The organism is Mycoplana sp. ABR4_002, from assembly GCF_056159645.1.
Genome location: NZ_JBSWVO010000001.1, coordinates 254930 through 278046, shown reverse-complemented (window position 1 = coordinate 278046; position 23117 = coordinate 254930). Strand labels below are relative to the sequence as shown.

The window sequence follows — 23117 nt, the reverse complement described above, 5'->3', positions numbered from 1 at the left end:
CACGGGAGCCTGCAATGGCCGTCACACTCTACGGCATCAAGAACTGCGACACGATGAAGAAGGCACGGACCTGGCTGGACAGCCGCGCGATCGCGTACCGCTTTCACGACTACAAGGTGGATGGCATCGACGCGACCGCGCTTGCGCGCTGGATCGACGCGCTCGGCTGGGAGAGCGTTCTCAACCGCGCCGGCACGACCTTCCGCGCCCTGCCCGAGGCCGACAAGGCCGACCTCGATGCGGCGAAGGCGACGGCGCTGATGATGGCTCAGCCCTCGATGATCAAGCGGCCGATCCTCGAGTTCGACGGCGGGGTCATGGCCGGCTTCAAGCCCGACCTCTACGCGGCGGCCCTTGCCGCCTGACGGCGGCGCAGGCGCTAGTGCAGGCCGCCGACGCCGAGCAGGGTCTCGACCGCGTGCGGGTCCGCCAAGAGATCATCCGGGGTGCCGGACCAGGCGATGCGACCGCGCTCGAGGATGAGGATCTGATCGGCGAAGTCGAGCGCGCTCTGGATGCGCTGCTCGACCAGCAGGATGGTCATCTCGCCCGAATCCGCCAGCGAGTGGAAGGCGGCCATCAGTTCCTCGCAGATGACCGGCGCCAATCCCTCCAGCGGCTCGTCCAGCAGCAGCACCGACGGCCTGCCGAGGATCGTGCGCATCGTCGTCAGCATCTGCTGCTCGCCGCCGGACAGTTGCGAACCGAGGTTCCGGCGCCGCTCCTTCAGCCGCGGGAACATCGCGTAGGCCTCCTCGATCGCCGCCTTCGGCCGGTCCTTCAGCCCGACGAACAGGTTCTCCTCCACCGTCAGCGTCGGAAAGACGTCGCGCGACTGCGGCACGTAACCCAGACCCTTGCGGGCGCGCGAAGCGCTGTCGAGGGCGGTGACGTCGGCGCCGTCGATGCGGATCGCGCCGCGGTAGCGCCGGGTCTGGCCGGCCAGCGTCGCAAACAGCGTCGACTTGCCCATTCCGTTGCGACCGAGGATGCCGAGTCGCGCACCGGCCGGCGCGACGAGCGAGATCTCCTCCAGCACGCGGGTCTGGCCGTAGCCGGCGCAAAGGTCGGCAACCTCAAGCGACGCTGCTGGCATCGGCGTAGCTCCCAAGATAGGCCTGACGGACGCGGGCGTTGCCGCTGACCTCGGCCGGAAGGCCATCGAAGATGATTTCGCCGGCCGCCAGCACCACGACGCGGCCGGCGAAGCGGAAGATCAGGTCCATATCGTGGTCGATCATCAGCACGGCGAGGTCGGATGGCAGCTCCGCCAGCGCCCGTTCGATGCGGGCGGTGTCGCTCTGCGGCACGCCGGCGGCGGGTTCGTCAAGCAACAGCACCCTCGGCTTCAGCGCCAGCGCCAGCGCGAGCTCGAGCAGGCGCTGCTGACCATAGGCGATCTCGTCTACCGGACGCCGCGCGAGTTCGGACAGGCCAAGGGTGGACAGCAGGTGCCGCGCCTCGGCCATCACCGCCGGCATGGCGCGATGGCTTCCGACCATACGGCCCGATCGCCCTTGGCGCTGCAGGATAGCCAGGGCCAGATGTTCCTCCGGCGTCATTTCCGCAAACAGCCGGGTGACCTGGAAGGAGCGGACAAGGCCGCGCCGGACCCGGTCCGTCGCGTCGAGCGCGGTGACGTCCTCGCCGGCGAGATGAACGCTGCCGGAACTGGGCGTGAGAGCACCGGTGACGAGATTGACGAAGGTGGTCTTGCCGGCACCGTTCGGACCGATCAGGGCGACACGTTCGCCCGGCGCCATCGCGAGCGAAACGTCGTTGGCGACTCGCAGGCCGCCGAAGGTCTTGCCGAGGTTGCGCACTTCGAAGATCGGGCTCATTCCGGTCTCCTCGCACGGCGCTCGAAATGGGAGGCCACGGTGCCATAGAGGCCGCGCGGGGCGAACAGCACGACGGCGATCAGGAGCGCGCCGACGATCGTCAGCCAGTGAAACGGATTGGCGGCCGAGACGACGTCCTCGAACCACATGAAGGACAGCGTGCCGACCAGCGCGCCGGCGAGCGAGCCGGTGCCGCCGAGGACCAGCATGACCAGCGCTTCCGCCGACAACGTGAAGGAAAGGCTGTCGAGGCCGACGACCTGGGTGGCGATCGCGCTGAGCGCGCCGCCCGCCCCGGCGACCGTGCCGGCGATCACGTACATCTTCAGCAGCGTGCGGTTGACGGACGCCCCCATTGCGCGGACCCGGACCGGATCCTGCCGGATACCGCGGCACAGCATGCCGAAGGGCGAGCGCACCAGCTGGCGCAGCAGCACAAAGACCACGAGTAGCAGCACGATGCCGAGCACATAGGCGGTGCGGCCCCACAGGTCGAAGCCGAAGAGGCCAAACACCGGATCGGGGGCAATGCCGGCAAGCCCGTCGCTGCCGCCGGTCCAGCCCGACGCCTTGTTGGCGGCCTCATGAGCGAGGTGGATGATGGCGATCGAGAGGACGAGCTGCGGCAGTCCGTGCGCCCGCAGGATGACCACACCTGAGACGAGACCGGCGGCTGCACCGACGAGAAGGCCGACCCCCAGCATGGCGATCGGATCGGTGATCCCGAAATGGACCGCGGCGATGCCGGCGCCGTAGGCGCCAGCACCGAAGAGTGCGGCATGCCCGAGTGTCGCGACGCCGCAATAGCCGGTCACCAGGTCGAGCGACAGTACAAGCAGCGCGATCGACGTGATCCGCGTCAGGAGCGCGAGGTTGTTGGGGAAGAGGACGTAGCCGGCGACCGCGGCGGCGACGATCACGAGGATGCCGAGCGCGTCGCGTGTCAGGCGCGCGCGCCGGTCGGCGGCCGTGGTGGCGAGGTCAGGATTCATGACGACCGTCATTCACCTGGCCCTCCCGGCAAGGCCGCGCGGGAAAAGGCAGACGATGGCGATCACCGCCAGGTAGAAGAAGAACTCGCCGAACTCGGGCACCAGGTAGCGTCCGGCCGTGTCGATCGTGCCGAGCAGCAGGCAGGCGGCGAGCGCACCGGGAATGGAGCCAGCGCCGCCGACCGAGACGACGACGAGGAAGGTCACCATGTAGCGCAGGGCGTAATAGGGCTCGATCGGCAGCAGTTCGGCGCCGATCACGCCGCCAAGGGAGGCCAGTCCGACGGCGATGGCAAAGCTCACGGCATAGACAATCTGCGTGCGCACGCCGAGGGCGCGGGCCATGGCGGCGTTGTCGACGGCAGCGCGCAGCTTCACGCCGAAGGCGGTGCGCTCGACGAAGATCCACAATCCGAGGGCGACGACGGCCCCGAAGGCGATGGCGAACAGGCGGTGGGCAGCGATGCTGCGGAAGCCAAGACTTACCGATTGCTGCAATTCCGCCGGGAGCGGAATGGTCTTCAGCGTCGGCCCGAAGACATAGTTGGCGATGCCGATGATGCAGAAGGTGATGCCGATCGTCATCAGCACCTGCGTCAGTTCCGGCGCACCGTAGATGCGGCGGAACAGGAGCCGCTCGATCGGGATCGCAATCAGGATCGTGCCGGCGACGGCGAGCAGGACGGCGAGCGCATAGGCCAGGCCCAAGTCCCGCGCCGCGTAGGAAGCGATGTAGCCGCCGATCATTGCGAACGCGCCGTGGGCAAGGTTGACGACACGCATCAGCCCCATCGTCACCGACAGGCCGATGGAGATGACGAACAGCACCATGCCATAGGCAAGCGCGTCGACTGCAATGCTGAAAACCGTCTGCATGATTCCATCCTGGGGGTTTGCTCGAAGCGTACATCCGCGCCGGCGCCCGGCGCCACCGCCTTTCGCGCTTTCGTCCCCCTCATGGGGAAAACCGGGGGCGGCATACCCCTTCTCCCCGCCGCCAAGCGGGGAGAAGGGCAGGCGACCGCGACGAACTGCCTCATTTCGCCGCGGCGAGCCCCGGATCACCCTGGTTTTCGAAGGTCTGGACTTCCTTGTTGTAGTAGGTGCCGTCATCGGCCCTGGCGACCTCGCGCAGATAGATATTCTGCGTCACGTGCCGGCTCTCCGGGTCGATGGCGACGGGACCGCGCGGGCTTTCCCAGGACAGGCCCTTGACCGCCGCGACCGCCTTCTCCGCGTCCTGCTCGCCGCCGGTCGCCTCGATCATCTTGTAGATCACGTGCATGCCGTCATAGGCGCCGACCGCCGGGAAGGAAAGCTCCGCCGGACTGCCGATCGCCTTCGCGGCGGCCTCGACGAATGTCCGGTTCTCGTCGCTGTCGTGCGAAACGGCGTAGTGGAAGGTCGTCTGAAGTCCGAGCGCCGCCTCGCCCAGTGCCGGCAGGTCGGATTCCTGCGTCAGATCTCCGGGCGCGAAGAACTTGATCCCCCCGTCCTTCAGGCCGTTTTCGTTGAAGGATTTGACGAAGCCGAGCGTTGTCGGGCCGGAGGGCAGGAAGGCGAATACGCCATCGGCGCCGGAATCCTTGATGCGCTGCATGATCGGCGAGAAATCGTTCGTCTGCAGCGGCATGCGGATCGTCTCCACGACCTCGCCGCCGGCGACCGTGAACGCCGCCTTGAAGGCGCTTTCGGCATCGACGCCCGGGCCGTAGTCGCTGACCACCGAGATGACTTTCTTCACGCCGGAATCGTAGGCGACCTGGGCGATCGGCGTGGACGTCTGCCAGGTGGTGAAGGAGGTGCGCACCACATAGGGGCTCTTGGTGACGATCGCCGAGGTCGCGGCGTTCATGATGACCATCGGCACGTTGGCCTGCTCCAGCAGCGGCGTCGCCGCCATCGCATCCGGCGTGAAGTAGAAGCCGGCAAGATACTGCACGCCTTCCTTCACCACCAGTTCCTGCGCGAGCGCCTTCGACTGGGCCGGATCGGGCGTCGGAACGTCGCGATAGACGATTTCGACGGTATCCTCGCCGACCGTGTTGCCGTTGAGCGCCATGTAGGCGTCGATGCCGGCCTTGAAGTTCTTGCCCTGCAGCGCAAACGGGCCCGAGAACGGGCCGATCACGCCGACCTTGATCGTGTCGGCATGGGCGACGCCGCCCATCAACACGGCCGCGAAGGCGGCAACCGCAAATTTCCTCATGTTATCCTCCCGTTAAACCAGCTCTTCCGGCCGGTCGTCATCCCGCGACGGCAGCATTGACCGCTGCCAGATTGGCAGAAGAAACGGTAATGTAAAAATGAAAAACTGCCCCATCGCCATAACCGGAAGGTTATGAAAATCACCGGCCGGAACCCGGTCGCGGATGGGGGACGGCGAATCCGGGCGGCAGGCCGCGGCCCCGCTCCGGCGAAATTTCTCAGCCCCGATGCGCGCCAAGGCCGTCGATGGCATGCACCAGACTGCCGGCCAGGCGGGTCGCAGCGCCGGCGGCGACCACGAGTTGCGGCATCAGCATCCACTCCAGCGTCCAGGCGCTTCCCGAACGCTCCTGCTCGTGCACCAGTCCCTGGTGGAGCCCTGCAAGCGCGGTGGCGCTGAAGCGGGCCAGCGTGACCAGCGCCTCGGCGGCAACCGGGTTCTGCTTGTGCGGCATGGCCGAGGAGGTGCCGCCGCCGGACATTGCGATCTCGCTACCGTCCTGCGCCATCAGCGCAATGTCCTGGCCGAACTTGCCGAGGCTTCCGCTGACGAGCGCGAGCGTATCGGCGAAAACGACCAGCCGGTCGCGCTGGCTGTGCCACTGCGGCACGTCGGCGAGCCCCAATGCGTCGGCCAGCAGCGCCCGCAAAGCCGGCCCCTTGTCGCCGAACATCTCCAGCGTGCCGGCGGCCCCGCCGAACTGCAGCGGGAACCGTCGTTCGATCGCCATGTCGAGATCCTCGATCTGGCGCTCGAGCGGCAGCCGCCAGGCGGCGATGCGATCGGAGACGGTGATGGCGATCGCGGCCTGCATGCGGGTGCGCCCCATCAGGGGGCGTTCGCCAAACCGCGCGTCGAGTTCATTCATCGCCTCGACGATCCGGCCGAGGCGATGGACAAGGATGCTGCCGACGCGGGCGAGCCGCACCATCAGGGCGCTGTCGACCACGTCCTGACTGGTGGCGCCGACGTGGACGTGCCCGGCGACGTCGGTACCGACGGCGCGACGCAACTGACGCACGAATTCAGGGACGACGACGCCGTCCCGGGCAACGCCGAGGCGAAGGGCGGCGACATCGGGCGCGAACTGGTGGGCAACGTCGGCGATGGTCGCCGCCGCAGCCAAGGGTATGATGCCCTCGGCGGCCTGCGCACGGGCCAGCGCGACCTCGAAGGCCAGCATCGCCTCCAGCTCGGAGGCGGCGGAAAAGAGGTCGGAGACCTCCTCGTCGCCGAGCAGGCCGGACAGGTAGGGATGGTCGAATGGAGATACGGTCATCGCGCTCGTCCCAGGTTTCGCTGCGGCCGGCATCGGCTTCGCTTGCCGAGTCCCCATCAGGCGGCGCGCGGATCGCGAGGCGCAGTCAGTCGGCTAGGATGGCACAAGCAGGGCCTTCCTCATAGCCCGCCGCCCCCGCCCGGTTGCTAGATGTCGAAGAAGACCGTCTCGTGCTCGCCCTGAAGATGAATGTCGAACCGGTAGGACGTGCCGTCGGCGCGGGCGATCAGGGTCGGAACGCGCACGCGGTGTTCGATGCGTGCCAGCACAGGATCCTCGGCATTCGCCGTTTCCTCGTCGCCGAAATACATCCGCGTGTTGAGACCGAGGTTGATCCCACGGGCGACGATCCAGAAATTGATGTGGGGAGCCATGGGGCGGCCGTCTCCGAAGGGAACGCGGCCGGGCTTGATCGTTTCGAAGCGGTATTCGCCGGTTTCCCCGTCGAGGGCGCTGCGTCCCCAGCCGGAAAAGTCCGGGTCGGCGGTTCCGCGCCGTTCGGACGGACTGTTGTAAAGGCCGGCGGCGTCGGCCTGCCAGATCTCGACCAGCGCATCCTTGAGCGGCGTTCCCGTGCCGTCGAGCACCCGTCCGGTCACGGTGATGCGGCTGCCGCGCGTCTTGGCGTTGACCATCGCCGCACCGAGGTCGGTGGCGTAGACGCCCTCGATGCCGGCGGTGTTCGGGGTGAGACCGATATGGACATAGGGTCCCGCCGTCTGCGAGGGCGTTTCCTTCAACTGGTTCAGCGGCTGCACCATCTCAGTTGCCCTCCCGCCGGTTCTCGAACAGCGTCGAGCGACGACCGCGCAGCACGATGTCGAACCGGTAGGCCCGCGCGTCCATCGGGATCGTGTTGGCCCAGTCGAGCGCGGCGATCAACTGTTCGACCGCATCCCGGTCGGGGATGGTCGCCACGATCGGGCATTTCCAGATCATCAGGTCGCCCTCGAAGTACATCTGCGTGATCAGCCGCTGGGCGAAGCCATGGCCGAAGACGGAGAAGTGGATGTGCGCCGGACGCCAGTCGTTGACGCCGTTCGGCCAGGGATAGGGACCGGGCCGGATCGTGCGAAAGGCATAGCCGCCGTCCGCGTCGGTGATCGCCCGACCGCAACCGCCAAAATTGGGATCGAGCGGGGCGAGATAGGTCTCCTTCCTGTGGCGGTAGCGCCCGCCGGCATTGGCCTGCCAGAACTCGAGCAGGGCGCCGGGAACGGGACGGCCGCGCTCGTCGAGAACACGGCCATGGACGATGATGCGCTCGCCGATCGCGCTCTCGCCCGGCCTTGCGAAGTTATGGATCAGGTCGTTGTCGAGTTCACCGAGGACGGAATGGCCGAAGACCGGGCCGGTGATCTCGGAGAGGGTGCCGTCGAGCGACAGCAGCGCCCGCTGCGGCGAGCGCAGCACCGAGGTCTTGTAGCCCGGCGTGAGCGCTGGCGGATGCCGGCCGCGGTCGCGCGGGAAAAAGGGGCTGGTCTCCGGCTTGCGGCTGAGTCGGTCGGTCATCGCGTGGCGTTGCTCCTTGCTCACTCCTGCCTCAGGCCCCCTGTCCGGCGTCGAGTTCGGCGAACACCTGCTTGGCGATCTTGATCGCGCGGTTGGCGGCCGGAACGCCGGCGTAGATCGCCACGTGCAGCAGCGCCTCGCCGATGTCCTCGCGGCTCGCACCGGTGTTGGCAGTGGCGCGCACGTGCATCGCCACCTCCTCGTCATGGCCGAGGGCGGCCAGGAGCGCGATCGTTACCATCGAGCGCTCGCGCGGCGTCCAGGTGGAGCGCGACCAGACGGTGCCCCAGGCGCCCTCGGTGATCAATTCCTGAAATGGCTGATCGAAGTCGGTCGCCGTCGCCTGGGCGCGGTCGACGTGGGTGTCGCCGAGCACCTTGCGACGCGTGACCATGCCCTGGCGATAGCGATCGGAAAAGGTGTGCGCATCAGCCATGAGGCCTGTCTCCGTGGGCCAGGGGATCGATGAACGCCCGCAGCAGACCGGTCAGGGCCTCGGGCTGCTCGACGCAGGGAATGTGGCCGGCGTCGCGGATGACCTCGTAGCGGGCGCCGGGAATGAGCTTCGCCATCGCCAGTACCAGTTCGGGCGGAGTTGAGCCGTCCTGCTCGCCGACGACGCACAGCGTCGGCACGGCGATCTTCCGCGCCACTTCCGTGAGGTCGGCGTCTCGGATCGCGGCGCAGGTCGCGGCGTAGCCGGTCACCGGTTGGCGCATAAGCATGTTGCGGTAGCCGTGATAGGCGGTGTTCTCCGGTCGCCGGAAAGCGGGCGTGAACCAGAGCTGCATGACGGCATCGACGATGCTCTCGATGCCGTCGCGTTCGACCGTTTCGATGCGGCCGTTCCAGCTTTCTTGCGTGCCGATCCTGTGGGCGGTGTCGCAGAGCACCAGCGCCTTCACCAGGTCCGGGCGAGCGGCATACACCCCCTGCGCGATCAAGCCGCCAACCGAAAGCCCGACAAGCACCGCCTGCCGGACGGCGTAGCGATCGAGCAGGCCGACGAGATCGCTGACGTGGTCGTCCATCGAATAGGGAGCCTGGCCGATATCGGACAGGCCATGGCCGCGCTTGTCGTAGAGGATCACCGCATAGTCACCGGCGAGCCGGACAATCACGTCGCGCCAGATGCGGAAGTCCGTGCCGAGCGAGTTGACGAAGACGAGGACGGGTCGACCCTCCGGTCCGCCGATGAGCTGGTGATGTAGCGCGATGTCATTGACGCGAGCGAACTGCACGGGACGCCTCCTCCTGAACTCGCACAGTGATCTCTTGATTTGGTTAGGTAAAATGATATTTCGTGCAGTTTATCTAACCTCGGAGTTATGAATCCTCCGCCGGAGACCCGTGCCATGGTCGACAGCCGCATCAAGTTCCGCCATCTGCAAACCTTTGTCGAGGTCGCGCGGCAGAAGAGCGTGATGAAGGCGGCCGAACTCCTGCATGTCAGCCAGCCGGCGGTGACGAAGACCATCCGCGAGCTGGAGGAGGTGCTTGGCGTCTGCGTGTTCGAGCGCGATGGGCGCGGCATCAAGATCACCCGCTACGGCGAGGTCTTTTTGCGCCACGCCGGGGCGGCGCTGACGGCGCTAAGGCAGGGCTTCGATTCCATCTCGCAGGCGCGCCACGGCGACGGGCCTCCGGTCCGCGTCGGCGCGCTGCCGACGGTGTCCACCCGCATCATGCCGCGCGCGATCGCGCTGTACCTGCGCGAGGAAACCGGCGTGCGCATCAAGATCGTCACAGGCGAGAATGCCGTGCTGCTGGAGCAGTTGCGCGTCGGCGACCTCGACCTTGTCGTCGGGCGGCTGGCGGCGGCGGAGAAGATGGCCGGCTTCTCCTTCGAGCACCTCTACTCCGAGCAGGTCGTGTTCTGCGTCCGGGCCGGCCACCCGCTGCTGCGGGCGCGGCAATCGGTCTTTGCCGGCCTTGCCGATCATCCGGTGCTGATGCCGACGCGGGGATCGATCATTCGCCCCTTCGTCGAACGGCTGCTGATCGCGAACGGCATCGCCAACCTGCCGAACCAGATCGAGACCGTTTCGGACGCGTTCGGGCGCGCCTTCGTGCGGGCGAGCGATGCGATCTGGATCATTTCCGCAGGTGTCGTCGCCGACGACCTCGAGGACGGGCTGCTGCGGACGCTGCCGGTCGACACCAGCGAGACCAAGGGGCCGGTGGGCCTGACCATGCGCACCGACGCCACGCCGTCGCTGCCGCTGTCGATCCTGATGCAGACGATCCGCGAGGCCGCGCAGGAGGTAGCGGCCAAGAGGTAGGTGCTTGCTAGTAAGGCAGCCCCACATAGTTCTCGGCCAGCGCCGTCGCGGCGGCGCGGGAGTGGGTGAGGTAGTCGAGCTCGGCCTCCTGGATCCGCTGGTCGAAGTCGCTCATCTCGGGAAAGCGGTGCAGCATCGTTGTCATCGACCAGGAAAAGCGCACAGCCTTCCAGACCCGCGACAAGGCCTGGGCCGAGTAGGCGTCGATGCCGGCGTCGGATCCCTCCCGGTAGTGCTCGAGCAGGCCGGCAAAGAGGTAGTGCACGTCGCTGGCCGCCAGGTTCAGCCCCTTGGCGCCGGTCGGCGGCACGATGTGGGCGGCGTCGCCGACAAGGAACATGCGGCCGAAGCGCATCGGCTCGGCGACGAAGGAGCGCAAGGGCGCGACCGACTTTTCGAAGGACGGCCCCGTGACGAGCGCCTCGGCGTGGTGGCGCGGCAGACGGCGGCGGAGCTCATCCCAGAACCGCCCGTCCGACCACGCCTCGATCCGCTCGTCGAGCGAACACTGGATGTAGTAGCGGCTGCGGGTGTGCGAGCGCATGGAGCAAAGCGCAAAGCCGCGCGGATGGTTGGCGTAGACCAGTTCGTGGCTGACCGGCGGAACCTCCGCCAGGACGCCAAGCCAGCCGAAGGGGTAGACCTTCTCGAAGGTCCTGATGGCGCGCCGCGGCACCGCCCTGCGGCTGGCGCCATGAAAACCGTCGCAGCCGGCGATGAAGTCACAGTCGAGGCGGTGGATGACGCCATCTTTTTCATAGGTGACGAACGGCGCCCGACCGTCGAAACCCTGCGGAGCAACATTGGCCGCCTCGTACACCGCTGGCGTGCCGAGTTCGGCACGTCGGTCGATCAGATCGCGCGTCAGCTCCGTCTGACCGTAGACCATCACGCGCTTGCCACCGGTGAGACCGAACAGGTCGATGCGATGATCGCGGTCGTCGAAGGCAAGCGAGAAGCCGCCATGCGGCAAACCCTCGGCATGCATGCGCGCGCCGACACCGGCCCGGTCTATCAGGCCGACCGTCCCCTCCTCCAGCACCCCGGCGCGCACGCGGGCGAGAACATGCTCCCTGCTGGCGCGCTCGAGAATGACGTTGTCGATGCCGGCATCGGTCAGGAGCTGGCCGAGCAGCAGCCCCGAAGGGCCCGACCCGATGATGACGACCTGGGTGCGCATGTGGTTCCCGCCTGCCGAACTTGTCGTTTGCACAAATTGTGAGAAGAGCGGCGGACGGCGGCAATGGACTTCCGCGCCGGTTTATTGCACAAATCGAACATTCGATTGGGAGCATGGCGATGGAAGGGGCCGTTCCGACCTACGATCTCTATGGCGAAAGGCCGACCAGCGGAGCCGGATTCTGGCTGCATTGCGAGACGATTCCGGCCCGCAGCAGCATGCACCACTGGGAGATCGGCCTGCACCGCCACGAGCGCCTCTTCCAGATCCTGTTCGTCGCGCACGGATCCGGCGACGCCCTGTTCGGCGATGAAGTTGTGCGGATCGCACCTCCGGCGGTCGTCACGATTCCGCCTGCAGCCGGGCACGGCTTCCGCTTTTCGCCGGACATCGACGGCTTCGTGTTCACCATGCCCGCCGCCCATCTGCGCACCGTGCCCGGCGACCGCAGCCGGCTCGGCACCTTCCTTGCCGAGCCGGCGGTGACGCACCTCGACGCCGGCAGTCCCGATGCCCGCCATGTGGGCGATACGCTCGGCCGGCTCGGGGCCGAGTGGCTGGCGCGCCGCAGCGCCCGCACCGACCTGATGGAGGCCTATCTGACGACGGCGCTGATCCTGGTCGCGCGGCTCAACGACACGGACGAGGAGGCGGCCGTCGACAACCAGAACGAACGTCGACTCGAGCGGCTCACGGCGCTCGTCCACCAACATTTCCGCTCGCACAAGCCGGCCGCCTTCTATGCGGCCGCGCTCGGCATCTCGCCGACGCACCTCAATCGCATCGTCAGGAGCATGACCGGTGCGGGCGCGCACGAATTCATCAACCGCAAGCTCTTGGAGGAGGCGAAGCGCGAGTTGGCGTTCACGTCGGCCACCGCGCAGGACATCGGCTTCCGCCTCGGCTTTACCGATCCGGCCTATTTCTCGCGCTATTTCCGCCGCCACACCGGGTTGACGCCGAAAGAGTGGCGGGAAACGCAAAGGCCGGCGGTCTCGCGCCATCGCTGAGAGGCGGACGGAAAACGCGCCGGCCGCACGGCGAAACGGGCGGGCGCCGGCATCTCTGAGCGGCCGGGCCGCTTACGGCAGCAGCGGGCGCAGCGCGGCCTGAACCGCGCGCATGGCCGGCAGCAGGCGGGCGGTCATGTCCGCAACCGGCACGGCCGCGGCCGGCGCGCCGATGTTGAGGGCGGCGACGACGCGGCCGCGAAGGTTTTCGAGCGGCACGGCGATCGAGCGCAAGCCGATCTCGAGTTCCTGGTCGATGACGGCATGGCCCTGGGCCCGGACCCGGGCGAGCTCCGCCATCAGCATGTCGGGATCGGTCATTGTATGGACCGTGTTGGCCCGGCGGCTCGACGCCAGGATCAAGGCGCGCGCCTCGGCCTCGGGCAGTGCGGCCAGGAGCACGCGGCCCATGGAAGCGCAGTATGCCGGGAGCCGCGAACCCGGCATCAGGCTGATCGACATCACCCGCCGCTGCGCGGCACGCGCGACATAAACAATTTCGGCGCCGTCAAGCACCGAAACGGAGGCACTCTGCCCGACCGTTTCCGACAGCCGGTCGATATGGGGCTGCACCAGGCGCGGCAGCGGGGTGGCGGCGAGATAGGCATGACCGAGGCGCAGGATGCGCGGGGTCAGCTCGAAGAACTTGCCGTCATAGGCGGCAAATCCGAGTTCGGCCAGCGTCAGCAGGCAACGCCGCGCGGTGGCGCGATCCATCCCCGTCGCCCTGGCCACGTCGGCGATTGCCAGTCGCGGCCGATCCTCGCCGAACGCCTCTATCACCTTCAGCCCCTTGGCAAAGCCGCCGACGAAGTCCGTATCGCGCATCCCATCCTCCAGAATCACTTCATTTTGTGCGATATTTGAACAAATGTCAATTATCGCACAAAATGGTTTGACCGGCCTGGCGTTCGAGCGCCTATTTGCCGCGTCCCGTACCGGGCGGGCACAGGTCGCGCCCGCCGCCGGGGATGAAGAGGAGTCGACATGGCGAAGATCACGTCACTGGCCGAGGCGATCGCCGACAATGTAAGCGACGGCGATACCATCGCGATGGAAGGCTTTACTCACCTCATCCCCTATGCCGCCGGGCACGAGATCATCCGGCAGGGCCGGAAGGACCTGTTCCTGATCCGCATGACGCCGGATCTGATCTACGACCAGCTGATCGGCGTCGGGGCGGCACGCGGGATGAAGTTTTCCTGGGGCGGCAATCCCGGCGTCGGTTCGCTGCACCGCTTCCGCGACGCGGTCGAGAACCGGTGGCCGCGGCCGCTCGAGATCGAGGAACACTCGCACGCGGCGATGGCCAGTTCCTACGAGGCCGGGGCGGCCAACCTGCCGTTTGCGACCTTTCGCGGCTATCTCGGCGCCGACCTGCCGAAGGTGAACCCGAATATCCGCACCGTCACCTGCCCGTTCACTGGCGAAGTGCTGGCCGCCGTGCCGGCGATCCGGCCGGACGTCTCGGTCATCCACGCCCTGAAGGCGGACAGGAAGGGCAACGTACTGCTGGAGGGCATCGTCGGCGTGCAGAAGGAAGCGGTGCTCGCTGCGAAGCGCTCGGTGGTGACGGTCGAGGAGATCGTCGACGAACTGAACCCGCCATCCCCCAACGCCGTCGTGCTGCCGGGCTGGGCGATCACAGCGGTCTGCGCCGTTCCGGGCGGCGCCTTCCCATCCTATGCACACGGCTACTACCCGCGCTCGAACGCCTTCTACCTCGCCTGGGACGAAATCGCCCGCGACCGCGACTCGTTCCTGGCCTGGATCGCGGAGAACGTGATGCAGGCGACGCCGGCAGACTTCGCCCGGCACGCCAAGAAGCCGGGCAAGACGGCGTAAGGAGCGACGAACATGAGCGAGCATTTCACGCCCACCGAAATGATGATTATCGCCGCGGCCCGGGCGCTGACGAACGAGGACGTCTGCTTCGTCGGCATCGGCGCACCGTCCGCTGCCTGCAACCTCGCGCGGTTGACGCATGCGCCGGACATCACCCTGATCTACGAGAGCGGCACCGTCGGCACCCGGCCGGACGTGCTGCCGCTTTCGATCGGCGACGGCGAACTGTGCGACACGGCGCTGTTCACCGTGTCGGTGCCGGAGATGTTCCGCTACTGGCTGCAGGGCGGACGCATCACCACCGGCTTTCTCGGCGGCGCCCAGATCGATCGCTTCGCCAACCTCAACACCACCGTCGTCGGCGCCTACGACAGACCGAAGGTGCGGTTGCCGGGCGGTGGCGGCGCCCCCGAGATCGCCTCGAATTGCGGGCGGATCTTTATCACCATGGCACTGTCCGGGCGCGGCTTTGTCGACAGGCTACCCTTCGTCACCTCGATGGGACACGGTGAGGGCGGCGACCACCGCGAGCGGATCGGCCTGACGACCCGCGGCCCGTCGCGGGTCATCACCGACCTCTGCGTCCTCGAGCCCGACCCGCAGTCGAAGGAGCTTGTCGTCACCTCGATCCACTCGGGCGTCTCGCGCGCGCAGATCGCCGAGAACTGCGGCTGGCCAATCCGATTTGCCGGCAACGTCACCGACACGGCGGTCCCGACGGAAACGGAACTCACCGTGCTGCGCGACATCGACGCGCGCACGAGGAAGGCCCATGCGGGCGACCGAGCCGAGGCGGTATGAGATGACCGAGGCCTTCATCTGCGACTACGTCCGCACCCCGATCGGCCGCTTCGGCGGCGCGCTTTCCGCCGTGCGCGCCGACGACCTCGGCGCGATCCCGCTGAAGGAGTTGATGGCGCGCAACGTCGCCGTCGACTGGGAGGCGGTTGACGACGTGTTGTTCGGCTGCGCCAACCAGGCCGGCGAGGACAACCGCAACGTCGCCCGCATGTCGGCGTTGCTCGCCGGTCTGCCGGTCGGCGTCTCCGGCGCGACGATCAACCGCCTTTGCGGCTCCGGCATGGACGCCGTCATCATTGCCGCCCGCGCCATCAAGGCTGGCGAGGCCGAACTGATGATCGCCGGCGGCGTGGAAAGCATGAGCCGCGCGCCCTTCGTCATGCCGAAGGCGGACACCGCCTTCTCGCGCCATGCCGAGATCCACGACACCACGATCGGCTGGCGCTTCGTCAACCCGCTGATGCAGGCGCAGTACGGCATTGATTCGATGCCGGAGACGGGCGAGAACGTCGCCGAGGAGTTCCGGGTCAGTCGGGAGGACCAGGATGCCTTTGCCGTTCGCAGTCAGTCCAGGGCGGCGGCGGCGCAGGCGAGCGGACGGCTGGCGCGGGAGATCACGCCGGTGACAGTCGCAAAGCGCAAGGGCGATCCGGCGATCGTCGACAAGGACGAGCACCCGCGCGCCACCACTCTCGAGGCGCTCGCCAGGCTGGCAACCCCCTTCAGAAGGAACGGCGGCACGGTGACGGCGGGCAATGCCTCGGGCGTCAACGACGGAGCGGCGGCACTGATCGTGGCGTCCGAGGCCGCGGCAAAGGCGCACGGACTGACGCCGATCGCCCGCATCCTTGGCGGCGCAACGGCCGGCGTACCGCCGCGCGTCATGGGCATCGGCCCGGTCCCTGCATCACAGAAGCTGATGACCCGGCTCGGCCTGTCACCGGACCGGTTCGACGTGATCGAGATCAACGAGGCCTTCGCCAGCCAGGGCCTGGCGACGCTGCGCGGGCTCGGCATCGCCGACGACGACACCCGCGTGAACCGCAACGGCGGCGCGATCGCGCTCGGTCACCCGCTCGGCATGACTGGCGCGCGCATCACCGGCACGGCCGCACTGGAACTGCGCCTCTCCGGCGGCAGGCTGGCGCTGGCGACCATGTGCATCGGCGTCGGACAGGGAATTGCGATCGCGCTGGAACGGGTCTGAACTCGCCGTTCGACCGCGCGCTCGGATGGCGACGGGGCGGGTTCACACCGCCTTGGCGGCCGCGCCTGCTTGTCGAGATCAACGCGCCTGCATTTCCGCGTCGACCTGGGCCGCTTCCGGGATCGACGGCTGGGCGCCGCGCTTGAGGCAGGCGAGCGAACCGGCAATCGCGGCGCGGCGCAGGCAGTCGGCGAAGGCAAGCCCGGCATCGATCGAGGCGGCAAGGTAGCCGCAGAAACTGTCGCCGGCGCCGACGGTGTCGACCGGCTCGATCTTCAGGCCGGGGGCGCGGAACACCGTGCCCTTGCGGATGGCGATGACGCCGTCGGCGCCGAGGGTGACGATGATCGTCTGGCCGGTCTGCTCATGGATCGCGCGCATCTCCGCCTCGCGCTCATCCGCAGAGAGGCCCGACTTGCCGGCAAACAGCTCGAACTCGGTCTCGTTTGTGACGACGATATCCGCCTTGGCGCCGAGCCTGCGGGCATCCGCCGTGAGCGGCGCAAGGTTGATCATGGTCGTGACGCGCCGGGCCTTGGCGGCGTCGAGCGCCGCCTCCACCGCTTCCGCCGGCACTTCCAGCTGCAGCATCAGCACGTCGCCGGCCGCCATCTGCGCGACGGCGGCCTTGGCCTCGACCGACGTGACGTCGCCGTTCGCGCCGGCGACGATGACGATCACGTTCTCGCCGTCGTCGGCGACGAGGATGTGTGCGGTGCCGGTGGGCTCGTCCGCCACCTTGACGAGATCGAGGTTTACCGCCGCCTGGGTCAGCAGGACGAGCGATTCTGCGGCAAAGGCGTCGCCGCCGACGGCACCCGCCATGCGGACGCCGGCGCCGGCGCGGCGGGCCGCCAGCGCCTGGTTGGCGCCCTTGCCGCCGGCGGCCGTGGTGAATGTGTGGCCGGGAACGGTCTCGCCCGGCTTCGGCAGGCGCTCGGTCGTGGCGATGAGATCCATGTTGATGGACCCGAAAACGGTGATCATGGGCTGGGTTCCTGTCTGGCCTCGGCGGACACTGCCCGCGCGATCAGTCCTCGTCAACCACCCGCAGCTTCAATTGACCGGTGCGGCCCTCCACCGCCCGTTCGGGCGGGGCTTGGGCCGCCACGTCGAACTCCATTTCGCCGATACGCGCGCCGCGCCGGGCCAGCTTTTCCGTCGAGGTGAGGATCTGGTCGACATCTTTCTGGGCAGAGGTAAAGTGGCCGTGCAGCTTGCGCACGCGCTCGTCGAGACGCGTCATGTCCTCCATCAGCCGGATCACCTCGCCCTGAATGACGTGGGCCTGCTCGCGCATGCGCTGGTCCTTCAGCAGCGCCTGCAACACCTGGATCGACAGCAGCAGCAACGACGGCGAAACGATGACGACGCGGGCGCGATGGGCGCGCTGCACGATCGCCTCGAACTGCTCGTGGATGGCGGCAAAGATCGACTCGGAGGGGACGAACAGGAAGGCCGTGTCCTGGGTCTCGCCGGGCAACAGATACTTTTCCGCGATGTCGCGAATGTGGACCTCCATGTCCCGGCGGAACTGCTGCGCCGCGAGCCTGGAAGCCTCGCCACCGTCGGCGGCGCCCATCGCATTCCATGCCTCGAGCGGAAACTTGGCATCGACCACCAGCGGCGGCTGGCCGTTCGGCATGCGGATGGTGCAGTCCGGCCGGCTGCCGTTCGCAAGCTGCGTCTGGAACTGATAGGCGCCGAGCGGCAGGCCGTCGGCGACGATCGCTTCCATCCGCGCCTGGCCGAAGGCGCCTCGGGTCTGCTTGTTCGACAGGATCGCCTGCAGCCCGACGACGTCCTTGGCCAGCGACTGGATATTGGCCTGCGCGGTGTCGATCACCGCGAGCCGCTCCTGCAGGCGGCGCAGATTCTCGTGGGTCGACCGCGTCTGCTCGCTGATCGACTGGCCGAGCCGCTGCGTCAGCCCGTCGAGACGCTGGTTGATCGCCTGGTTGGTCTCCGCCTGCCGCGCCCCGAACACCTCGGCCATGGCGGCGATGCGCCCCTGCATCTCGCTCTGGGCGCGCAGCAGTTCCGCCAGCCGCGCCTCCGCCGCCGCTCCGGCCTCGCGTTGGCGAAGGGTGGCCCGGCGCGCGACGAACACCCAGGCCATCACGGCGAGCATGGCCATGGCGCAGGCGAGCTGCAGCGCCGGGTCGCGGGCCAGCGCCCCGACCAGCCGAATCAGCGCGCCATTAAGCAAGGGATCCAGGTTCATGCGGGCACCATAACATCATTTCGATGCGAAGATAGATCATAACGTGAACAAACACGCCCACCACTGCAAATGCCGGCGCGTACGGCCCGGCAAGGCGCCGCAAGGCAATTGAAAGCTGTCCTGCAAACCGTTAAGTGAGGCGCATGACGATCAAACCGCTGATTATCCTGCCCGATCCCATCCTGCGCGAGGTCTCCAAGCCGCTGGAGGCGATCAACGACGAGACGCGCCGCCTCGCCGACGACATGCTGGAGACGATGTACGACGCGCCCGGCATCGGGCTCGCGGCGATCCAGATCGGCGTGCCGCGCCGGATGCTGGTGCTCGACGTCTCCAAGGACGGCGAGGACAAGATGCCGCTGGTCTTCATCAATCCCGAGATCATCAAGGCGTCCGACGCCCGCTCGGTGTACGAGGAGGGCTGCCTGTCGATCCCCGACTACTACGCCGAGGTCGAGCGCCCGGCCGAGATCACCGTGCGCTACCTCGATCGCGAGGGCACCGAACGGACGATTGACGCGGACGGGCTGCTGGCCACGTGCCTGCAGCACGAGATCGATCACCTCGATGGCGTGCTCTTCATCGACCACATCTCCAAGCTCAAGCGCGACATCGTGATCCGCAAGTTCGCCAAGGCTGCGAAGATGCGCGGGTCGAAGGCGATCTGAGCCGGCCAACCTGGCCGCAAGGCGCTTGAACGGAGCGCGCAGCCCGTTTGACGGGACACGACAGCACGACGGGAGCTTGACCGCATGGCGCTTCGCATCATCTTCATGGGCACGCCGGACTTCGCCGTTCCCACCCTTAACGCGCTCGCCGCGGCCGGCCACACGATCGTGGCCGCCTATTCGCAGCCGCCGCGCCCGGGCGGGCGGCGCGGGCTGGAACTCAAGAAGTCGCCGGTGCACCAGGCGGCCGAGCGGCTCGGCAGCCCGGTGTTCACGCCGCTGAATTTCAAGGCCGAGGAAGACCGTGCCGCCTTCCGCGCGCATGATGCGGACGTGGCGGTGGTCGTCGCCTACGGCCTGCTGCTGCCCGAGGCGATCCTGGGCGGCACGCGGCTCGGCTGCTACAACGGCCATGCCTCGCTGCTGCCGCGCTGGCGTGGCGCCGCGCCGATCCAGCGGTCGATCATGGCCGGCGACACCGAGACCGGCATCATGGTGATGAAGATGGACAAGGGCCTCGACACCGGCCCGGTGGCGCTGACGCGGCGGGTTGCGATCGGCCCCGAGACGACCGGCGGCGAACTGCATGACGCGCTGATGGCGGCCGGGGGCGATCTGATGGCCGCGGCGATGGCCCGGCTCGAGGCCGGCGACCTGCCGCTGACGCCCCAGGCTGAGGACGGCATCGTCTATGCCGCCAAGATCGACAAGGGCGAGACCCGCATCGACTTTACCCGTCCCGCCGCCGCCGTGCACAACCACATCCGCGCGCTGTCGCCGTTCCCCGGCGCCTGGTTCGAGCTTGCGGTCGCCGGGAAGGCCGATCGCGTCAAGGTACTGGGATCGCGGCTCGCCGGTGGGTCGGGCCGGCCCGGCACCGTGCTGCCTGGCGACGGACTGGTGATCGCCTGCGGCGCCGGCGCCGTCGCGCTGACGCGGCTGCAGAAGGCCGGCGGCAAGCCGCTCGCGGCGGCGGAGTTCTTGCGCGGCACGCCCGTCGCCGCCGGCACGGCGCTCTGCTGATGCCGCGCTTCCGGCTGGTCATCGAATATGACGGGACACCCTATGTCGGCTGGCAGCGGCAGGAGAACGGCCGGTCCGTGCAGGCCGCGGTGGAGCAGGCCATCCTGTCGCTGACCGGCGAAACGGTGTCGATCCGCGGCGCCGGCCGCACCGATTCCGGCGTGCATGCGCTGGGCCAGGTCGCCCATGCGGACCTGTCGCGGGCGTGGAAGGACCACACGCTGAGAAACGCGCTCAACGCCCATCTGGCCCAAGCCCGCGACCGCGTCGCGATTCTCGATGCCACGCAGGTGGACGATACCTTCGACGCCCGCTTCTCGGCGCTGCGCCGCCACTATCTCTATCGCATCATCGCCCGCCGCGCGCCGCTGGCGCTGGAGGCCAGGCGCGCCTGGTTCGTGGCCAAGCCGCTCGACCACGCGGCGATGCACGCGGCGGCACAGGTGCTGGTGGGCAAGCACGACTTCACCACCTTCCGCTCCGCCCATTGCCAGGCCAACAGCCCGGTGCGCACGATCGACCGGCTCGACGTTTCCCGCAGCGGCGACCTGATCGAAATCAGGGCAACCGCGCAGAGCTTCCTGCACAACCAGATCCGCTCCTTCGCCGGGACGCTGAAGCTCGCCGGCGAGGGAAAATGGAGCGTCGACGACGTGCGGGCGGCGCTTGCGGCACGCGATCGCAAGGCCTGCGGGCCGGTGGCGCCGCCGGACGGGCTGTATTTCCTGCAGGTCGACTACTGACGGCGATCGCCGGCCGCTCAGGCCGGCAGGGTACCGAGCAGCATCTGCAGCCCCTGTCCGGCCAGAAGCGGCGGCAGCACGAACAGCGCCGTCAGCGTCGCCGCGAGCAGGGCCTGCTTGCCGAGGCACATCCACAGCAGCCGGTACTGCACCACGATACTGGCGCCGAACACCGCATAGAGCAACAGCCCCGAGACCGCGGCGAAGGCCGGCACCATCAGCGCGATCGCAAAGGGGATGGCGGTGGCATAGGCGAAGGGCACGGCAATCCAGTTGCTGGCGATGATCATCGTCGCCAGATGCCGGGCATAGCCGAGCGGGCGCGCGAGCACCGCGATCAGCACCAGCGGCAGCAGCCAGCCGGCGACATCAATGACGAACATCTTGAGTATGAAGCCGACGCCGGCACTGGTGCCCTCGGGCATGCGCCCGAGATAGTAAAGGCGCCAGGACGCCCAGATGACGGCCAGTGCCGGCAGCACCCAGGCGAAGGCCCAGAACGAACGAGCCAGGCCCCGCCAGCTCAGGTCGAGCCAGCGGAAACCCTCCGGCTTTTGCCGCACCAGAAACCATATGCCCGTCAGGTAGTGAAAGACCTCGTCAAGCCCCGGCATCACCGAACCAGCGCGAAATGAAGGTTTCGTAGATCAGCGTCAGCGTCTCCAGATCGGCAACCGCGACGCGCTCGTCGACCATGTGCATCGTCTGGCCGACAAGGCCGAACTCGACCACCGGGCAATAGTCCTTGATGAAGCGCGCGTCCGACGTGCCGCCGGTGGTCGAGAGCTTCGGCACCCGCCCGATCGAGGCCTCGATCGCGCCGGAAAGTGAAGCGATCAGCCGGTCGTCGTGCGTCAGGAACACATGGCTCGGCCGCTCGGCCCACTTGATCTCGTAGCGGACCGGCGCGCGACCGGGGCGCAGGCGTTCGTCCGCGGCCGCCGCATCGAGCCGGCGCACGATCTCGGCCATGACCGATTCGGCGGTCCAGCCGTCGTTGAAGCGGATGTTGAAGCTGGCCGTCGCCCTGGCCGGAATGACGTTGACCGCCGGATTGCCGACGTCGATCGTCGTCACCTCGAGATTGGACGGCTGGAAGTCGGCGGTGCCGGCGTCGAAGGGCGGGTCCATCAGCGCCCCGGCCAGCGCGACGATGGCGCGGACCGGATTGTCGGCCAGATGCGGGTAGGCCGCGTGCCCCTGGACGCCGAACACGGTGACGGCGCCGGAAACCGAGCCGCGCCGGCCGATCTTGATCATGTCGCCGAGCCGGTCGGGATTGGTCGGCTCGCCGACGAGGCAGGCGTCCCAACGCTCGCCGCGCGCGGCCGCCCATGCCAGCAGCTTGCCCGTGCCGTTGACCGCGGGCCCCTCCTCGTCGCCGGTGACAAGGAAGGAAACCGAACCTGGCGGCGGGCCGTGCCGTTCGATGTGGCGGGCAACGGCGGCGACGAAACAGGCAATGCCGCCCTTCATGTCGACCGCGCCGCGCCCATACATCTCGCCGTCGGCGATCACCGCGGAGAAGGGCCCGTGCGACCATGCCGACGCCTCGCCCACCGGCACGACATCGGTATGACCGGCAAACATCAGGTGCGGCCCGCCCGTTCCGATGCGGGCGTAGAGATTTTCCACATCCGGCGTACCCGGCTCCGACATCACCACCCGCTCGACGGCGAAGCCGAGCGGAACGAGCATCGTCTCGAGCGCCGCCAGCGCGCCGCCTTCGGCGGGGGTAACGGACGGGCAGCGGATGAGGGTGGCGAGGTTGTGGACGGGATCGGTCGTGGTCATGTGCGAAACTGCCTGCCGGCGGGTTAGTCGCGCCTGCGGCGCGGCCGGACTCAACATCCGCTCTAGCTTATCGTGCCCGCGCTGTCATCACCCTTGGGCTCCGGCCGGACGCGCGGCGGGCGGCTAGTCCTTCGGCCGGTTGCTGACCGCGCCATGGGCATTCGCACCGGGCGTGCCGGGCCAGACCATGAAGGCGATGAGCGCGAAGATCGAGATTGCCGGCACGAACAGGCACAGCACGAGCGGCGCCGGCAGCGCCATGTCGTGCAGGCGCTTGATCGACAGCGCGACGGAGGAAACGGTGGAGACGACGCCGACGGCGAAGAACAGAAGCGTCCAGACGGCGGCGGCCGGTTCGTCCTGCGGCGTCAGCACCACCCGCGTCAGGCAGGCGCCCGCCAGCATCATCCAGAAGCCCCAGGCCAGCGCATAGGGCAGCCGCGCGAGCCGGCCGGACCAGCCGAAGAAGAGCCATGTCAGGCCCGGAGGCTGGCCCGCGTCAGCCAT

At 68.0% G+C, this 23117-nt stretch carries 26 protein-coding genes; 9 read left to right on the top strand and 17 right to left on the bottom strand.

Going from position 1 to position 23117, the window contains the following annotated elements; translation table 11 throughout:
- Positions 1-14 precede the first annotated feature (14 nt).
- Positions 15-365 (top strand): ArsC family reductase, encoded by a 351-nt coding sequence (locus ACXAGF_RS01345; RefSeq protein ID WP_475013903.1) that lies wholly within the window; start codon positions 15-17, stop codon positions 363-365.
- A gap of 14 nt (positions 366-379) precedes the next feature.
- Here ACXAGF_RS01345 and ACXAGF_RS01340 read toward each other — a convergent pair whose 3' ends face one another.
- From ACXAGF_RS01340 to pcaD, 10 genes are all read right to left on the bottom strand, one after another.
- Positions 380-1096, bottom strand: a complete 717-nt coding sequence (locus ACXAGF_RS01340) for an ABC transporter ATP-binding protein (protein WP_475013901.1) — start codon at positions 1094-1096, stop codon at positions 380-382.
- Positions 1077-1841 carry an ABC transporter ATP-binding protein gene (locus ACXAGF_RS01335; RefSeq protein ID WP_475013900.1) on the bottom strand — a complete coding sequence of 255 codons (765 nt, stop codon included), beginning with the start codon at positions 1839-1841 and terminating at the stop codon, positions 1077-1079. Before ACXAGF_RS01335 ends, ACXAGF_RS01340 begins: the two co-directional genes overlap by 20 nt.
- Entirely contained in the window at positions 1838-2845 is a 1008-nt protein-coding gene (locus tag ACXAGF_RS01330) for a branched-chain amino acid ABC transporter permease (protein ID WP_475013899.1), read from the bottom strand. The genes ACXAGF_RS01335 and ACXAGF_RS01330 overlap by 4 nt, the downstream gene beginning before the upstream one ends.
- A complete protein-coding gene (locus ACXAGF_RS01325) occupies positions 2846-3709 on the bottom strand; it encodes a branched-chain amino acid ABC transporter permease (RefSeq protein WP_475013898.1) in 864 nt (287 codons plus the stop codon). It abuts the gene before it with no gap.
- 160 nt (positions 3710-3869) lie between these two features.
- Positions 3870-5042 carry an ABC transporter substrate-binding protein gene (locus ACXAGF_RS01320; protein ID WP_475013896.1) on the bottom strand — a complete coding sequence of 391 codons (1173 nt, stop codon included), beginning with the start codon at positions 5040-5042 and terminating at the stop codon, positions 3870-3872.
- A gap of 217 nt (positions 5043-5259) precedes the next feature.
- A complete protein-coding gene (locus tag ACXAGF_RS01315) occupies positions 5260-6321 on the bottom strand; it encodes a 3-carboxy-cis,cis-muconate cycloisomerase (RefSeq protein WP_475013895.1) in 1062 nt (353 codons plus the stop codon).
- A gap of 146 nt (positions 6322-6467) precedes the next feature.
- Positions 6468-7082, bottom strand: a complete 615-nt coding sequence (gene pcaG, locus ACXAGF_RS01310; protein ID WP_475013893.1) for a protocatechuate 3,4-dioxygenase subunit alpha — start codon at positions 7080-7082, stop codon at positions 6468-6470.
- Position 7083: 1 nt separating this feature from the next.
- The gene (gene pcaH, locus ACXAGF_RS01305) at positions 7084-7833 is read right to left on the bottom strand and encodes a protocatechuate 3,4-dioxygenase subunit beta (protein ID WP_475013891.1); all 750 of its coding nucleotides are present in this window, start codon (positions 7831-7833) and stop codon (positions 7084-7086) included.
- 31 nt (positions 7834-7864) lie between these two features.
- A complete protein-coding gene (pcaC, locus tag ACXAGF_RS01300; protein ID WP_475013889.1) occupies positions 7865-8269 on the bottom strand; it encodes a 4-carboxymuconolactone decarboxylase in 405 nt (134 codons plus the stop codon).
- The gene (gene pcaD / locus ACXAGF_RS01295) at positions 8262-9074 is read right to left on the bottom strand and encodes a 3-oxoadipate enol-lactonase (protein WP_475013888.1); all 813 of its coding nucleotides are present in this window, start codon (positions 9072-9074) and stop codon (positions 8262-8264) included. Before pcaD ends, pcaC begins: the two co-directional genes overlap by 8 nt.
- A gap of 114 nt (positions 9075-9188) precedes the next feature.
- On the opposite strand from pcaD, the gene pcaQ reads away from it, so the two are divergent.
- Positions 9189-10115, top strand: a complete 927-nt coding sequence (pcaQ, locus tag ACXAGF_RS01290; RefSeq protein WP_475013886.1) for a pca operon transcription factor PcaQ — start codon at positions 9189-9191, stop codon at positions 10113-10115.
- A gap of 7 nt (positions 10116-10122) precedes the next feature.
- Here the strand turns inward: pcaQ and pobA are convergent, their stop codons facing one another.
- Positions 10123-11295, bottom strand: coding sequence for a 4-hydroxybenzoate 3-monooxygenase (pobA, locus tag ACXAGF_RS01285; protein ID WP_475013884.1), 1173 nt, complete (start codon positions 11293-11295; stop codon positions 10123-10125).
- Between the two features lie 119 nt (positions 11296-11414).
- Between pobA and ACXAGF_RS01280 the strand changes: the two genes are divergently transcribed.
- Positions 11415-12305 carry a helix-turn-helix domain-containing protein gene (locus ACXAGF_RS01280; protein ID WP_475013883.1) on the top strand — a complete coding sequence of 297 codons (891 nt, stop codon included), beginning with the start codon at positions 11415-11417 and terminating at the stop codon, positions 12303-12305.
- A gap of 72 nt (positions 12306-12377) precedes the next feature.
- On the opposite strand, the gene ACXAGF_RS01275 is transcribed toward ACXAGF_RS01280, so the two are convergent.
- A complete protein-coding gene (locus tag ACXAGF_RS01275) occupies positions 12378-13133 on the bottom strand; it encodes an IclR family transcriptional regulator domain-containing protein (protein WP_475013881.1) in 756 nt (251 codons plus the stop codon).
- A gap of 159 nt (positions 13134-13292) precedes the next feature.
- On the opposite strand from ACXAGF_RS01275, the gene ACXAGF_RS01270 reads away from it, so the two are divergent.
- Genes ACXAGF_RS01270 through pcaF form a run of 3 tightly spaced genes read left to right on the top strand, consistent with a single transcriptional unit; the run spans position 13293 to position 16158 of the window.
- On the top strand, positions 13293-14150 hold the full coding sequence (locus ACXAGF_RS01270) for a CoA transferase subunit A (protein ID WP_475013879.1): 858 nt from the start codon (positions 13293-13295) through the stop codon (positions 14148-14150).
- A 12-nt stretch (positions 14151-14162) separates the two neighbouring features.
- Positions 14163-14951: a CoA-transferase subunit beta gene (locus tag ACXAGF_RS01265; RefSeq protein ID WP_475013878.1), complete on the top strand. Its 789-nt coding sequence runs from the start codon at positions 14163-14165 to the stop codon at positions 14949-14951.
- A 1-nt stretch (position 14952) separates the two neighbouring features.
- Positions 14953-16158 carry a 3-oxoadipyl-CoA thiolase gene (gene pcaF, locus ACXAGF_RS01260; RefSeq protein ID WP_475013876.1) on the top strand — a complete coding sequence of 402 codons (1206 nt, stop codon included), beginning with the start codon at positions 14953-14955 and terminating at the stop codon, positions 16156-16158.
- A gap of 78 nt (positions 16159-16236) precedes the next feature.
- Here pcaF and ACXAGF_RS01255 read toward each other — a convergent pair whose 3' ends face one another.
- Positions 16237-17145: a ribokinase gene (locus ACXAGF_RS01255; protein ID WP_475013874.1), complete on the bottom strand. Its 909-nt coding sequence runs from the start codon at positions 17143-17145 to the stop codon at positions 16237-16239.
- A gap of 43 nt (positions 17146-17188) precedes the next feature.
- Positions 17189-18382 (bottom strand): DNA recombination protein RmuC, encoded by a 1194-nt coding sequence (locus ACXAGF_RS01250; protein WP_475013872.1) that lies wholly within the window; start codon positions 18380-18382, stop codon positions 17189-17191.
- Between the two features lie 143 nt (positions 18383-18525).
- Here ACXAGF_RS01250 and def point away from each other — a divergent pair, with 143 nt between their 5' ends.
- From def to truA, 3 genes are all read left to right on the top strand, one after another.
- Positions 18526-19050: a peptide deformylase gene (def, locus tag ACXAGF_RS01245; RefSeq protein WP_475013871.1), complete on the top strand. Its 525-nt coding sequence runs from the start codon at positions 18526-18528 to the stop codon at positions 19048-19050.
- An 84-nt stretch (positions 19051-19134) separates the two neighbouring features.
- Entirely contained in the window at positions 19135-20073 is a 939-nt protein-coding gene (gene fmt, locus ACXAGF_RS01240) for a methionyl-tRNA formyltransferase (RefSeq protein ID WP_475013869.1), read from the top strand.
- Positions 20073-20816, top strand: coding sequence for a tRNA pseudouridine(38-40) synthase TruA (truA, locus tag ACXAGF_RS01235; RefSeq protein ID WP_475013867.1), 744 nt, complete (start codon positions 20073-20075; stop codon positions 20814-20816). Before fmt ends, truA begins: the two co-directional genes overlap by 1 nt.
- Before the next feature lie 17 nt (positions 20817-20833).
- Here truA and ACXAGF_RS01230 read toward each other — a convergent pair whose 3' ends face one another.
- From ACXAGF_RS01230 to ACXAGF_RS01220, 3 genes are all read right to left on the bottom strand, one after another.
- Positions 20834-21430: a hypothetical protein gene (locus ACXAGF_RS01230; RefSeq protein WP_475013866.1), complete on the bottom strand. Its 597-nt coding sequence runs from the start codon at positions 21428-21430 to the stop codon at positions 20834-20836.
- Positions 21417-22610: a succinyl-diaminopimelate desuccinylase gene (gene dapE / locus ACXAGF_RS01225; protein WP_475013864.1), complete on the bottom strand. Its 1194-nt coding sequence runs from the start codon at positions 22608-22610 to the stop codon at positions 21417-21419. The genes ACXAGF_RS01230 and dapE overlap by 14 nt, the downstream gene beginning before the upstream one ends.
- A gap of 123 nt (positions 22611-22733) precedes the next feature.
- Positions 22734-23117: a DUF805 domain-containing protein gene (locus ACXAGF_RS01220; RefSeq protein WP_475013862.1), complete on the bottom strand. Its 384-nt coding sequence runs from the start codon at positions 23115-23117 to the stop codon at positions 22734-22736.